The organism is Nakamurella sp. GG22 (genome assembly GCF_052976845.2).
This window is the reverse complement of sequence record NZ_JBRIIO020000003.1, coordinates 121,426-134,606: the sequence shown is the minus strand read 5'-3', so window position 1 is coordinate 134,606 and position 13,181 is coordinate 121,426. Positions and strand designations below refer to the sequence as shown.

Here is a 13,181-nt window from a genome sequence, read left to right as displayed (position 1 = left end):
GGTGTCAAGTCCAGAAACTCGGGGTTCCGCGACCGCAACGGCCGCGCCCGACAAGAAGTCCGGCGACAGGGCCGAATCCAGTCTGTTCCGCAAGTTGCAGGACGCCGGGTTCGCACCGCTGGTGGTGCTGGTGGTGCTGGTGGCCGTGATCGGGTTCATCGACCGCGGATTCTTCACTCCCCGCAGCATCGCTTCGTTGCTGGAGCAGTCAACTCCGCTGGCGCTGCTGGCGATCGGTCAGTGCCTGGTCGTGTTGACCGGGCGGATCGACCTGTCCAACGCTGCCCTGGCCAGTCTGTGCGGGGTGCTCATGGCCAAGACCCTGGGCACCCTGGGTGTGGCGTCTGTCCCAGTGGTCCTGATCGGCGGTGCCCTCGCCGGTGGCCTGGTCGGATGGATCCACGTCAAGGCGCAGGTGCCCTCGTTCATCATCACCTTGGGTGCACTCGGTGTGTGGTCCGGGGTCTCCCTGTTGATGGCGCAGGCCAACACCGTGCTGGTGACCAAGGGGTACCAGTCCGTGGAATGGATCTTCACCAGGCGGTACGGCATCCCCATCTCGTTCGTGGTGGTCGCGGTGATCACCGTGGTGTTGATGTTGGCGTTGCGCGGGTTGCCGGCGGGCCGGCAGATCAGGGCCGTCGGACTGAACGAACGAGCGGCCGCGTACAGCGGGATCCGGACCCAGCTGATCGTCATCCTGGTGTTCGTCGGTAGCGGCCTGTTCGCCGCGTTGGCCGCCGTCTTCCAGATCGCTCAGCTGCAGTCCGCCGGTGCGTCCACTTCCACTTCGCTGCTGCTGCCGGCCATTGCCGCGGTCATCATTGGTGGTACGGCGATCTCCGGCGGCGTCGGCGGGGTCGGACGCACCCTGCTCGGCGCCCTGGTGATCTCCGTGCTGCGGGTCGGGTTGGACATCGCCGGGGTCGACTCGGCGATCCAACCGATTCTCTACGGCCTGATCGTGATCTTCGCGATCGCGGCGACCGTGGACCGTCGACGGACCACGGTGGTCGCATGACCCGCCCGGCGGCGGTACTGGTGGCCCTTGACAAGTTCAAGGGCTCCATCGACGCGGCCGCCGCCTGCCGGGCCGTCGCGGACGGGATCACCGCCGCCGGGCAACAAGCCGTCCCATGCCCGGTCGCCGATGGTGGCGACGGCACGCTCGACGCCTTGGCCTCGGCCGGGTTCGATCGTGTCCGGGTTCCCGGGCACGGCCCGCTCGGTGATCCCACCACCGCCGCATTGGTCCACCGGGACGAGGTGGCCGTGGTGGAACTCGCGTCCGTGTCAGGTCTGGCCGCACTGCCGGGAGGCAGGCTGGAACCCTGGGGCAGCGGCACCCTGGGCGTCGGCACCGTTGCGCTGGCCGCCGTCGAGGCCGGGGCCCGGCACGTGGTGATAGCCCTGGGCGGCAGCGCGTCCACCGACGGCGGGGTGGGTCTGCTCCTCGGGCTCGGGGCACGGGTGCTCGACATCTCCGGCGCCCCCTGCACCCCGAACGCCAGGGGCCTGCTCGCCGCGCACACGCTCGACCTGTCCACGCTGGATCCACGACTACGGCAGGTGCGGTTCTCCGTCGCCACCGATGTCACCAGCCCGCTGACCGGGCCCACCGGCGCGGCCCACCTGTTCGGACCACAGAAGGGCCTCACGCCCGCAGACGTAGACATTCTGGACCGCGCCCTTCACGCCTGGGCGGCCCTGCTGCATGACGTCACCGGTATCGATGCCACGTCCGTTCCAGGTGCCGGCGCTGCGGGTGGCACCGCGGCGGCCCTGGTCACCGCCCTGGGTGCCGACGTGATCAGCGGCGCTGACTTCGTCATGGACGCCATCGGACTGGACCAAAAGCTGAATGAAGTGGGGCTTGTCGTTACCGGGGAAGGATCCTGGGACGACCAATCCGAAGCCGGTAAGGCACCGATGGGTGTCATTTCCCGCTCCGCCCGCGCCGGAATACCGGTCGTTCTCGTCGCAGGTCGGGTGACCGCCACCGCAACGCGACTGGCGCAGCTCGGTGTCCACCGCCACTACCAACTGCTGGATCTGCAGCCCGACCCGGCCGAGGCGATGCGGAGCGCGGCGCCGCTGCTGTACCGCACCGGAACCCTGTTGGCCCAGGACGAACGAGCAGACACAGACAACCGAATCGAACCCCAGGTGGCCCACTCCGGCAGCCTGCAGCAGAAGGAGACCTGATGAAAGCACTGCGTTTCCATGGACCGAAAGATCTTCGGGTCGATGAAGTCTCGCAACCCCGGCCGGGTGCTGGGCAGGTGTTGATCAAGGTTGACTGGTGTGGCATTTGCGGCACCGATCTGCATGAGTTCCAGGCCGGACCGATCTTCATCCCGTCCGCGGACCGCCCGCACCCCCTGACCGGGGATGTTCCCCCCGTTGTCATGGGGCACGAGTTCGCCGGCACCGTGGCCGAGATAGGTTCCGAGGTCACGGATATCGCGGTCGGCGACCGGGTGGCGGTAGAGCCCCTGCTGCGTTGCGATACGTGCGCTCAGTGCCGGGCAGGTAACTACAACATCTGTGAGCGCGGCGGTGTGTACGGGCTGGCCGGCTGGGGTGGCGGCCTGGCCGAGTACTGCGCCGTGGACCGCCGCAACGCGCATGTGTTGCCGCCGGGGCTTTCCACCGAAGTCGGGGCACTGGTCGAACCACTGGCCGTGGCCTGGCACGCGATGGTGCAGTCCGGGTTCCGCCCCGGTGAGTCAGCGTTGGTGATCGGCGGGGGACCTATCGGCCTGGCCTTGCTGCTCTGCCTGAAGGCCGCCGGAGCCAGCTGGATCGGGGTGTCCGAGCCGTCAACCGCCCGCAAGGCGATGGCCGAGGCGTTCGGCGCGGACGCCGTGTACGACCCGAGAACCGATGACGTTGTGCAGCTCAGCCGCGCCGCTGTGAACGGTGTCGGCCCGCACGTCAGCTTCGATGCCTCCGGGCTGGCGGCCACGATCAACACCGCCCTGGCCGCTGTTCGGCCCACCGGGACCGCCTACAACGTGGCCATCTGGGAAACCAGTGCACCGATCGACATGAGCCTGCTGCTCGGTGGGGAGCGGAACCTGCGGTCCGGGCTGTGTTACGCCGGCGGCGACTACCCCGCGGTGATCGCCGCGCTCGCGGACAACCGCATCGACCCGAGCGCCATGATCACCGCCCGGATTCAACTGACCGACGTCGTCGACCGGGGTTTTGCCGAACTCATCGACAACAAGGAACAGCACATCAAGATCCTGGTGCAGCCAGGGACCTGATTCGATACACCCATCCGTGCACCTCGAACAATGGAGTTCCCATGGAGATACGCACCATTCCCCGGGGCAATATCGACCTCACCGTCGTCGGCTACGGCGGCGCACCGATCGGCAACATTTTCCGGGCGGTCTCAGCGGTCGACGCCCAGGCACAGATCGACGCCGCCTGGGACGCCGGGATCCGTGCCTTTGACACCGCACCGATGTACGGGCACGGGTTATCCGAGCACCGACTGGGTCACGCCCTGCTCGAACACGACCGCAACGAATACGTGCTGTCCACCAAGGTGGGGCGCACCCTGGTGCCCGCCCCACGGGGGTCGTTCGATTCCGGGGTCTGGGTTGACGTTCCACCGTTCCGTGCGGAGTTCGACTATTCCTACGACGCGGTGCTCCGGCAGGTTGAAGACAGCCTGCAACGCATGTGCCAGGACCGGTTCGACATGCTGTTCGTCCACGACATCGACCGCTACACCCACGGCGAGAATCAACCGCAGCGGTTCGAGGAGGCCATAGCCGGCGCCTTCCCGGCCTTGATCCGCTTGCGCGACGAAGGTGTGGTCCGAGCCATCGGCGCCGGTGTGAACGAGGCCGACGTCTGCGTCGATGTGGTCAAACGCGTGGATGTCGATGTCTTGTTGCTGGCCGGGCGCTACACCCTGCTCGAACAAGATCCGGTGAACGACCTGCTCCCGCTGTGCGCCGAGAACAACGTCTCGGTGCTGCTGGGCGGAGTGTTCAACTCCGGGATTTTGGCCACCGGCCCCACCCCGTCCGCGAAGTTCAACTACGCCCCAGCACCCCCGGAAATCCTCGAGCGGACCGGCCGGCTGGACGCGATCTGCCGGCAGCACGGAGTGCCGCTACCCGCCGCCGCGATTCAATTCACGATCGCCCACCCGGTGATCAAACAGGTCATCCTCGGGGCGCGCACCACCGACCAACAGGCCCAAAACCTCACCTGGCTGGAAACACCCATCCCCGGCGAGTTCTGGCGCGACTGCCGGGCAGCCGGACTGATCGAACCGGATGCCCCAACACCCGGTTGATCCCAGACCGAAACCCGACCCCCGTCCGCACCTCCACCCCAGAAGGGGAAAGCCCATGTCCAAGAACACTTCGTACGACTACGTCATCGTCGGCGGCGGCACCGCCGGCTGCGTCCTGGCCGGCCGTCTCACCGAAGACCCGACAATCCGTGTCCTGCTGATCGAGGCCGGCCGCAGCGACTTCCACCCGTTCATCCACGTGCCCGCCGGCTTCGCGAAGCTCACGACGGGGCCCTACCAATGGGGCTTCACCAGCGCCCCGCAACGATCCTGCGGCAACAGAGTCATCCCGCTGCCCCAGGGGAAGGTCATCGGCGGCGGCGGCTCCATCAACGCGCAGGTCTTCACCCGCGGGACACCGTCGGACTACGACAACTGGGAACAGGCCTACGGCGCGAAGGGTTGGTCGTTCGCCGACATTCAGAAGTACTACCTGATCTCCGAGGACAACTCCCGGCTGTCCGCGCCGTACCACGGGGTCGGCGGCCCGATGGGCATCTCCGACATCGCCGACCCGCACCCGCTGTCGGAGGCTTTCGTCCGGTCCGGCCAGGAGTGGGGGCTCCCGTACAACAGCGATTTCAACGGCGAAACCCAGTACGGCACCGGCTATTACCAGACCACCACCAAGGACGGCCGGCGCTGCAGCACGGCGATCGGGTACCTCAACCCCGCCCGCAAACGGCCGAACCTTACGGTGCTGACCGGTCACCTGGTCAGCCGGATCCTGCTCAAAGGCAAGCGTGCGGTAGGAGTGGAGACCCTGCACCGCGGTGCCACAGAACAATTCCGGGCAAACCGGGAAGTGCTTCTGTCGGCCGGTGCCTTCGTCTCACCCAAGGTTCTTCAGCTGTCCGGGATCGGTGATCCCGCTGACCTGACACCGCTGGGAATCGACGTCAAGCACTCGCTGGTCGGCGTGGGCAAGAACCTGCACGACCATTGCGATTTGGACATCGTGTACGAGCTGCACAAGTACCAGAGCATGGACCGGTTGGAGAAGGTGCGGCCGGCGACCGCGCTGGCCGGTCTGCAGTACCTGGCGTTCCGGTCCGGGCCTTTGACGTCCACGGTGGTAGAGGCAGGTGCCTTCACCCGCTCCTCCTCGGACGTGGCGGAGCCGGACCTGCAATTCCACTTCCTGCCCGCCGCCGGTGTCGAGGCCGGGATCGAAGCCGTCCGCCCCGGTTACGGCGCCACCCTCAACACATACATGGTGCGCCCGTTGAGCCGCGGCACAGTCAAGGCAGCTTCCACCGATCCCACGGTGCAGCCCATCATCGACCCCAACTTCCTGGCCGACGACTACGACGTGGAAATCAGCGCCATCGCGGTCAAGCAGTGCCGGGAGATCATGGCCCAGCAGTCAATGACCAAGCACGTCAAGGCCGAACACCTGGCCGGTCAAAGCGACCTGCGGACCAAGGACGACTACATCAAGTTCGTCAAGGCCTACGGCCGCACCTCGTACCACCCTGTTGGGTCGTGCGCGATGGGCACCACCGACCAGTCCGTGGTGGACGCCGACCTTCGGGTGCACGGCATGGAAGGCCTCCGCGTCGTTGACGCCTCCATCATGCCGTCCATCGTCAGCTCGAACACCCAGGCCCCGACGGTGATGATCGCCGAAAAGGCCGTCGACCTCATCCGCGGCCGGGAGCGCGTCGCCTAAGCGCCAGCAATCCTCACATCCAAACCACCTGTCACCAACGCATAAGCCGACGGGCCAATCCTGTCGCAGCCCACCGTTCATGATCTAGATCGGAGTTCCCGTGCCACGCCGTGACTTTGAAACCGACGAAGCTAACTATCTCAAGGACGTCGAAAAGTACTGCGATACCATTCTTCTGGCCAGAGGCGACCAGAGTGATGACGGCAAGTTCTTCCCGGAAGTGATCAAGCAGTTCGCTGACCTGGGTCTGCTTGAGCTGATGTTCGATGAGGACCGCAACCTGGAACTCCACCGAATGCGCTTGGTCCACGAGACAACCGAACTCGTCGCCGCCGCGTTCCCGGCGTCGGTCGTCGCGTTGGGAGCGCTGCGATTGCAGGCGTACCTGCTCAAAAGGTACGCCGAACGCGAGATCGCCGACCGGTACCTGGAACCACTGCTCAGCGGTGACCTTTACGGGTCCTTCGGAGTGACCGAACCCGACGCCGGCACCGATATCCGGGCCATCACCACCGTGGCAACCCGCGACGGGGACGGGTGGATCCTCAACGGTGGCAAAAAGTGGATCGGGATGGCCCCGTACGCCGCCTTCAACGTGGTGCTCGCCAAACTGGACCATGATGGCCGCGACGCCGAAACCGTCGCACTCGTCATTGATCTGGAATCCGAGGGGATCACCCGCAGCGCCCCCCTCGACCTCATGAGCATCCGGGGTATGCCGCTGGGTGAACTGACCTTCAATAATGTCAAGGTGCCTGCCGGGTCAGCCCTGAAGGTGGCCGGCTTCAAGGGCATGTTGGAAGGCATCAACCTGGCCCGGGTCGACGCCGCCAGCTACGGCTGCGGCGTCATCAAGGCAGCAATCCGGGAATCATGCGTACGAGCCAACACCCGAACCGCGTTCGGCCAACCGCTGAGCAACGTCCAGATCATTCAACACAAGATCGGCACCATGGCCACCGACTACGAAGCGGCCCGACTGCTCACCCTCGCCGCGGGTGACAGCTTCGCCCTCGGCAACGGAGGCGACCCGATCCTGCTGTCCAAGGCAAAGATATTCAGCACCGACGCCGCCCAGCGGCACAGCGTCGAAGCCGTGCAAATCTTCGGTGCCCTCGGCGTCCACCACGACAGCCGAGTCCAACGGCTGTTCCGCGACAGCAAAGCCTTCCAGATCTTCGACGGCACCAGCGAAATCCACAACCTCATGATCGGACGAGCCGCACTCAAGGCCTACGCCTGATCCGCTGACGAGCTGCGGCGAGCCCGCGGCCCACCAGCGTGCCACCACTCAAGGTGAGCCCCCGTGCAAAACCGGGGGAGGAACAAATGACCGCTGAACAACCCGCCGCCACCGCTCGGCCGCCAAGGCCCGGCGGTGATGGCGGCGTTGCAGCAAGTGCGCGGACAACCGGTCGGTGTGGGCCACCACAATCGCGCGGTTCACAACCCAACTGAAATAAGAAAAATCAGCATGGATGGAACTTCCACGAGCAACGGGGAATGGTCCGGCGAGTACACACCGCAATCAAGGAGCACCTCTTGAGCCAACAGAATGATGACAGTGTCAGCGTCAGTGTCGACCCGCACGGATGGGTGGGCACTATCATCCTTGACCGCGGCGTGAAGCACCATTCCCTGCAGCCGGAACTGCTCACCGAATTGGAGGTACGGCTCGACGAAGTAGCGGGCAGCGGAGTGCGGGTGATCATTCTACGAACAGCGAGCGTAGGGCGCCTTCCTAACAGCACACTCCCCGCCCGGTCAAGGCAGGCACCGCTCGATGAGACATGGCGGCCGTGGACCCCAGTTGGTCACCGGGTCTTTGACCGAATCACTCAGCTCACCCAGCCCACCATCGCGGTTGTCGATGGACTATCAATCGGGGGCGGCGCGGAATTGGCATTGTCCTGTGACTTCCGGGTGGCGACCGACCGCGCCCGCATCGGTCCGTCGCAGGTAGGGTTGGGCGCTATCCCAGGTTGGGCGGGCACGCGACGTCTCACCCAGATCATCGGTCCGGCACGGGCCAACTACCTCATGCGGACGCTGCGGTGCCTCGATGCCCCTACAGCTGCCAGTTGGGGATTGGTCACCAGCGTCGCACCGGCCCACCAGATCGACAACCATCTGGACCAACTGGTCGAAAGCCTGCTCGGTTCGACTTCGATCAGTCAGCAAGACAGCGCACAAAGCACTGACACAGCATCCAGTGCCATGAGGTAAGCAGTGCATCGCCTGTGCGTTTGCCTCACATAAAGGTTGAAGGGAACGATACCAGCGAATGAGGAACAAAACGCGTGTAACCCCACATGCAACCATCGCCTACGCCGACGAATCCGCCAACCAAGTACTCGACCTCTATATTCCGGTTATTGGCGCTGAAGCACCCCGCCCCGTGGTCGTCGCTATTCATGGCGGTGCGTTCGCGTTTGGCAACCGCATGTCGGAACTCAACGCCTTGACCGAACTACTCGACCGCGGGTGGGCAGTCGCCTCAGTCGAGTACAGATTGTCCGGCGAAGCCCAATTCCCGGCCGCCGTGCGCGATGTGAAGCAGGCAGTCGGATACCTCCGTTCCCACAGCGCGGAATGGAACCTTGACCCGGCGTTCTTCGCGGCCTGGGGACGATCCGCAGGCGGCTACCTCTCCGCCATGCTCGGGGTAACCACCGGCCAAGTCACCGTCTTCGACGAGCCCTCCGATGACTCCGGTGTCCAGGCCGTCATCGACTGGTACGGCCCGTCCGATTTCCTGCTCATGGATACACAGTTCATTGAAGGCCCACCTGACGGCCAAGGACCCGATGTCCAGGTCCACGACGAACCGCAATCACCGGAATCCCTGTTCTTGGGTGGCCCAATTCAGCAGATGCGTGAACTCGCCCAACAAGCGAACCCCATCACCTACATCCGATCAGCTCCACAACTGCCCCCTTTTTTCCTCGCCGCCGGAACCAACGACCGTCTTATTCCCTACCAGCAAACCTTGATTCTCGGCGCTGCGCTCCGTGAGCACGGTGCCGACGTTGACCTTCGCCTGCTGACAGGTGCGGGCCACGGAGACCGCCGCTTCGAAAAGGAGCTGACGTCAGACGTACTTAACTGGCTGTTGACGCTCCATGCAGGGCGAACTGACCCCGGCCGGTCGCACCTCGTAATTTGAAGCCTTCCGCACCGCCAAACAACCTCTGAACCGCAAACTGGGTGACATCGCCGCCGACGTCACCGCAACCGGCAAACTCCGCGCCCCCCGCCCGCTCTCGACCAGCACCAGGACAATCATCACTGGAACTTCTGAGCTCGGAACGCCGCCGGGCAGCCGTCAACCACCTCATGAAAGCCACGGGCGTGAGTGAGCGGCTCGCGTGCCGGGTGACCGGGCAGAACCGGACCAAGCAACGCGACGCCGCGTTACGGGCGTGGCCGCGGGACTGCTTGCAAAGCACTCATCGACATCAACGGGTCCGGATCACGGCTGGTCCTGGGCGCGATGTTCGGTGGTCCTGTATGGCCGTTGGCGTCGCGGCTGAACAGTCCGCGCTGACACGGTTACCCTTGGTCATGACCGCGATTCACGGTGGTCTTGTCGTTTCGTCGTTCCCGGTGGGATTCGGAAACGTCTCCTGGTGGGATCAGTCATGCATAGGAACTCATGCCTGCGCCGCCGCGGTGGTCGGTCCGGCGACCACGCCGCTGGCCGTTGTCCCGACCCTGGACCCGTCGACTGCCGGTAGTGGTGTGGGGCTGGTCATTACGGTCGCCGTTGCGGTGATCGCCCTGACCGGGGTCGTTTACAGCGGGGTGCTGCAGCGCCGCACGGGCAGGGAAACCGTCGAGGAGGCGCGGAAGGCGGCCCAGGCGGCGTTGGCGTCCGCGGCGGCGTCGGACAAGGCCGCTGAGGCATCCGCCGCGGCCGTGCGGGAGGCCAGGACCGCGGACGCGAAATTGCAGGTCTGGCGGCAACGGGAAGAAACGATGCGGATGGTCCGCTGGGGTCTGGAACAGGCCGCCTCCACCAACCCCAGAGCTGCCACGATCGGCCAGAACACCCTCAACGCGCTGCAGAAGGGCAGCTTGGTGCAACCCGCCGACACCACGTTCGTCGCGACGGTGACCGCTTTCGTGGCAGCCCTGGTGGATGACGTCGTCGACACGGAGGTCCAGAATGCTTTGAGCGGGTACCACCCGGACGATGATTTCGAGCTGAACAACGGCATCACCGACTAGGAGGTCCGGGTCGTGGGAAAAACCATCCAGGTCACCTCCGCGCAGGTCAACGCCGCCCGACTCTGGATCGAACGCGCCGACCGGGACGGCACCGCGGTCCCCGACGCCATCCGCAAGCTGGCAGCAGCCAAACCCCGCCCCATCATCGGCGACCCACCTCCCGCCCGACCCACCCGACACCACACCGACAACGCCCGAACGGTATTCCGGCGGCTGAAACGAAGGATCATTTAACAATTAAGGTTGATCGGGCGCAACGAAGTGGAGACGCGAGCATGTCGCAGACGTTCGAGGACATCCGGTACGAGATCGATTGTCCGGTCGGGTCATTACTATCAGTCTGCCGGAACGGTACAACCCTTTTGGGGGTGCACCGTGGATGAGCTGATAAGGCCTTGCGGTTGGAGTGGGCGGACAGGTCCGTGCAGATGGTGATGCCAGTTGGTGCAGAACAAGTTGGCCAACATGCTCGCCGAGGTGACCACCATTCAGATGCTGTGTATCCGGATGGCACCACTGCAGGAGCAGGGAAAGCTGACCGGTCTGATGGCCTCGCTGGCGAAGATGTACACCGCTCAGCGGACCCGCTCGATCTGCATGGAGGCACGGGACATTTTGAGCGGCAACGGATTACTGCTCGAATACCACGTCGCCTGGCACATGACCGACATGGAGATCGTGCACACCTACGAGGGCACCGACAGCACCCATCCCTGATCGTCGGCCGGGACGTCACCGGCCTGGCCGCGTTCGCCTGACATGACCGCGACGATGCGCGCGCTCCGCGTCCACGACCTGATGGGCCCACCCGGATTGTGGGTCGACCAGACCCCAATCCCACCGCGGCCCGACCAGACCGCGGTGCGGATCGCCGTGGACGCCGCCGGTATTGGATTCGTCGACACCCTCGTTGCCCGTGGGAAGTACCAGGTGCGGCAGGAGCCGCCGTACATCCCAGGTATGGAGGTAGCGGGGGTCGTGGAATCGGCACCGCCGGGGTCCGGGTTCGCCGTCGGGCAGCGGGTCTACGCCTCAGTGCCGGACGGCGGTTGCGCCGAAATAGTTTGGGCGCAGGAGCGCTTGGTCGCTCCACTACCTGATTCAGTGAGCGCCGCACAGGGTGCGGCGCTGGTGGTCAACGATCACACCGCGCATGTCGCCCTGGTTCGCCGCGCCGGGGTACGACCCGGCGAGTCGGTGCTGGTGCACGGTGCGGCCGGCGGTCTCGGTTCGGCGGCGGTACGCATCGCCGTCGCGCTCGGCGCCCGGGTCACCGCGGTGGCCAGCACGCCGCAGCGTCGGGCGGCGGCGACCGCGGCCGGCGCGCACCAGGTGTACGGGCCGGATGAATGGCTAGACCAGATACGGGCTGACGGCGGCGCGGACATCATCGTCGACCCGATCGGCGGAGATGTGTTCGACGCGTCACTGCGGGCGCTTGCCCGGGAGGGCCGGCTACTCACCCTCGGCTACGTCTCCGGCCGCATCCCGTCGGCCCCAGCGAACCGGTTGCTGCTGCGTAACTGCGATGTCCGAGGAGTCAACTGGGGCGGTCTGATAGCCACGTACCCCGAGCTCTTCCGATCCACCGGGGACGATTTGGCAATTCTGCTGGCCGACGGGATGCCCCCGCCCACCACCGTCGAGCACGACCTCGCCGACGCGCAAGCCGCGTTCACGGCGATCGAACAGCGGGACATTATCGGCAAGACGGTGCTGCTCGTTCGCCAACCCGGGGCGATGGCGCGCTGAACCCCACGCCGCCGAGGCGACGACGCCGGACACCACGAATCGACGCAACTACTTCTCAACTTCACGGTGCATTTTCGGCACGCTTCGCATTGTCCCAACACTGCGCAGGACCGCGCACTGCGGAAGCAACCAAGGCGCCAGCGAAGGCTTCCGGCCATCCCGCCGCGAACCGCACGCAGCATCCGCAGCGGCGGCACGAAGAGGTACTTCTTGGCAGCCGGGGACGCGGTGGGTGACTGCCGCACTCATCTTCGAGGACGCGGGGGCGCTAATCGCTTTTCGAATCTGCGGCGCCGGCTCCGGTGCCGCACCCCGACCCGGCGCGTACCCCTTGGGCCTGGCCCGGGCGCCACCACCGATCCGCGACTTCTCGATGCGGAGGACCGGTTTTTGCATCTGTCGAGCGGACCGATCATCATTGAGCGGTCATGCAGTGACACCCCTTGGGTTGGGGGAGGTTATGGCGCTGTCGGAAGGCGAGCAACGCACACTTGACGCGATCGAGCGGGCCTTGCTGCAGGACGATCCTCGTGACGCGGCCAGCATTGCCCCCGGCGACGCCCGGCAGGATCATTTGCTGGTCGCCCTGTTGTGCGCGATGGTCGGCGTCCTGTCCCTGGTGACCGGCCTGGTGCTGACGGAGCAGACCCTGCTGGTGGGCGTCGTTTTCTGCATCGCGGGAGTCGGCACCGTAGCGGCGGTCGGCGGGGCCCACGCGGTGCGGTTACGACGCCGCCCCCGCTGATCACCAGCCATGGTGCACCGGCGACCTGAACATCAGGTGGGCGCGGTGTTCCAGTGGCTTGCGTCGCCCTGCTCCGGTTTCCGGTGAGCGAACGGTTCGTCGCCGCAAGGGTGGGGGCGTGTCACAGCGGTCGATTCACCGCGCACACCTTCGCGGTCGATCTGCCGGTGGTCGACAATGGGGTGGTGACGACGTTCCAGGTGTGGGCCGGGAATCTGCAAGGTCAGGAATTCGACGACGACAGCAGCTACACCATCAACCCGGTCACCGGTGTCCTGACCATCCATTGGGCCGACGGGCGGGCATCGCATTACTCCCCGGGCACGTGGCAACGGATAGAGGACCAATCAACCAGAACCGCCCAGGACCGGGGCGTCATCTAAGCCGCGCGAGCGGCCCCGGCTGCGGTGATTGCGCACGGCGCCCACCGGGTACCGCCATCGAGTCAACGGTGACTCAAT

The 13,181-nt window shown here is 65.5% G+C and carries 14 protein-coding genes and 1 pseudogene; all 15 read left to right on the top strand.

What is annotated here, in order from left to right:
- Position 1: 1 nt before the first annotated feature.
- The 15 genes and pseudogenes from ACVBEQ_RS04870 to ACVBEQ_RS04800 all read left to right on the top strand — a co-directional run bounded on the left by ACVBEQ_RS04870 (position 2) and on the right by ACVBEQ_RS04800 (position 13,103).
- A complete protein-coding gene (locus ACVBEQ_RS04870) occupies positions 2-1,021 on the top strand; it encodes an ABC transporter permease (protein ID WP_447152301.1) in 1,020 nt (339 codons plus the stop codon).
- Positions 1,018-2,205, top strand: a complete 1,188-nt coding sequence (locus tag ACVBEQ_RS04865; protein ID WP_447152300.1) for a glycerate kinase — start codon at positions 1,018-1,020, stop codon at positions 2,203-2,205. The genes ACVBEQ_RS04870 and ACVBEQ_RS04865 overlap by 4 nt, the downstream gene beginning before the upstream one ends.
- On the top strand, positions 2,205-3,272 hold the full coding sequence (locus ACVBEQ_RS04860) for a 2,3-butanediol dehydrogenase (protein WP_447152299.1): 1,068 nt from the start codon (positions 2,205-2,207) through the stop codon (positions 3,270-3,272). Before ACVBEQ_RS04865 ends, ACVBEQ_RS04860 begins: the two co-directional genes overlap by 1 nt.
- Before the next feature lie 41 nt (positions 3,273-3,313).
- Positions 3,314-4,321, top strand: a complete 1,008-nt coding sequence (locus ACVBEQ_RS04855) for an aldo/keto reductase (protein WP_447152298.1) — start codon at positions 3,314-3,316, stop codon at positions 4,319-4,321.
- A 55-nt stretch (positions 4,322-4,376) separates the two neighbouring features.
- Positions 4,377-5,993, top strand: a complete 1,617-nt coding sequence (locus tag ACVBEQ_RS04850; protein ID WP_447152297.1) for a GMC family oxidoreductase — start codon at positions 4,377-4,379, stop codon at positions 5,991-5,993.
- 100 nt (positions 5,994-6,093) lie between these two features.
- Positions 6,094-7,236, top strand: a complete 1,143-nt coding sequence (locus tag ACVBEQ_RS04845) for an acyl-CoA dehydrogenase family protein (RefSeq protein WP_447152296.1) — start codon at positions 6,094-6,096, stop codon at positions 7,234-7,236.
- Positions 7,237-7,535: 299 nt separating this feature from the next.
- Positions 7,536-8,219, top strand: coding sequence for an enoyl-CoA hydratase/isomerase family protein (locus ACVBEQ_RS04840; RefSeq protein WP_447152295.1), 684 nt, complete (start codon positions 7,536-7,538; stop codon positions 8,217-8,219).
- Between the two features lie 58 nt (positions 8,220-8,277).
- Positions 8,278-9,159 (top strand): alpha/beta hydrolase fold domain-containing protein, encoded by an 882-nt coding sequence (locus ACVBEQ_RS04835; protein WP_447152294.1) that lies wholly within the window; start codon positions 8,278-8,280, stop codon positions 9,157-9,159.
- 125 nt (positions 9,160-9,284) lie between these two features.
- Positions 9,285-9,428 (top strand): annotated as a pseudogene (locus ACVBEQ_RS04830) (IS3 family transposase); the annotation flags it as partial.
- A gap of 129 nt (positions 9,429-9,557) precedes the next feature.
- Complete coding sequence (locus ACVBEQ_RS04825) at positions 9,558-10,223, top strand: hypothetical protein (RefSeq protein ID WP_447152501.1); 666 nt, start codon at positions 9,558-9,560, stop codon at positions 10,221-10,223.
- Between the two features lie 12 nt (positions 10,224-10,235).
- On the top strand, positions 10,236-10,457 hold the full coding sequence (locus tag ACVBEQ_RS04820; RefSeq protein WP_447152293.1) for a hypothetical protein: 222 nt from the start codon (positions 10,236-10,238) through the stop codon (positions 10,455-10,457).
- A 210-nt stretch (positions 10,458-10,667) separates the two neighbouring features.
- The gene (locus tag ACVBEQ_RS04815; RefSeq protein ID WP_447152489.1) at positions 10,668-10,940 is read left to right on the top strand and encodes an acyl-CoA dehydrogenase family protein; all 273 of its coding nucleotides are present in this window, start codon (positions 10,668-10,670) and stop codon (positions 10,938-10,940) included.
- A 54-nt stretch (positions 10,941-10,994) separates the two neighbouring features.
- On the top strand, positions 10,995-11,975 hold the full coding sequence (locus ACVBEQ_RS04810; protein WP_447152292.1) for an NADPH:quinone oxidoreductase family protein: 981 nt from the start codon (positions 10,995-10,997) through the stop codon (positions 11,973-11,975).
- A 460-nt stretch (positions 11,976-12,435) separates the two neighbouring features.
- A complete protein-coding gene (locus tag ACVBEQ_RS04805; RefSeq protein ID WP_447152291.1) occupies positions 12,436-12,720 on the top strand; it encodes a DUF3040 domain-containing protein in 285 nt (94 codons plus the stop codon).
- 83 nt (positions 12,721-12,803) lie between these two features.
- Positions 12,804-13,103, top strand: a complete 300-nt coding sequence (locus tag ACVBEQ_RS04800) for a hypothetical protein (RefSeq protein WP_447152290.1) — start codon at positions 12,804-12,806, stop codon at positions 13,101-13,103.
- Positions 13,104-13,181 lie beyond the last annotated feature (78 nt).

Coding starts and splice junctions, on each gene's coding strand:
- ACVBEQ_RS04865 (WP_447152300.1), top strand. CDS start 1,018: ATGACCCGCCCGGCGGCGGTACTGGTGGCCCTTGACAAGTTCAAGGGC.
- ACVBEQ_RS04860 (WP_447152299.1), top strand. CDS start 2,205: ATGAAAGCACTGCGTTTCCATGGACCGAAAGATCTTCGGGTCGATGAA.
- ACVBEQ_RS04855 (WP_447152298.1), top strand. CDS start 3,314: ATGGAGATACGCACCATTCCCCGGGGCAATATCGACCTCACCGTCGTC.
- ACVBEQ_RS04850 (WP_447152297.1), top strand. CDS start 4,377: ATGTCCAAGAACACTTCGTACGACTACGTCATCGTCGGCGGCGGCACC.
- ACVBEQ_RS04835 (WP_447152294.1), top strand. CDS start 8,278: ATGAGGAACAAAACGCGTGTAACCCCACATGCAACCATCGCCTACGCC.
- ACVBEQ_RS04825 (WP_447152501.1), top strand. CDS start 9,558: ATGACCGCGATTCACGGTGGTCTTGTCGTTTCGTCGTTCCCGGTGGGA.
- ACVBEQ_RS04810 (WP_447152292.1), top strand. CDS start 10,995: ATGCGCGCGCTCCGCGTCCACGACCTGATGGGCCCACCCGGATTGTGG.
- ACVBEQ_RS04805 (WP_447152291.1), top strand. CDS start 12,436: ATGGCGCTGTCGGAAGGCGAGCAACGCACACTTGACGCGATCGAGCGG.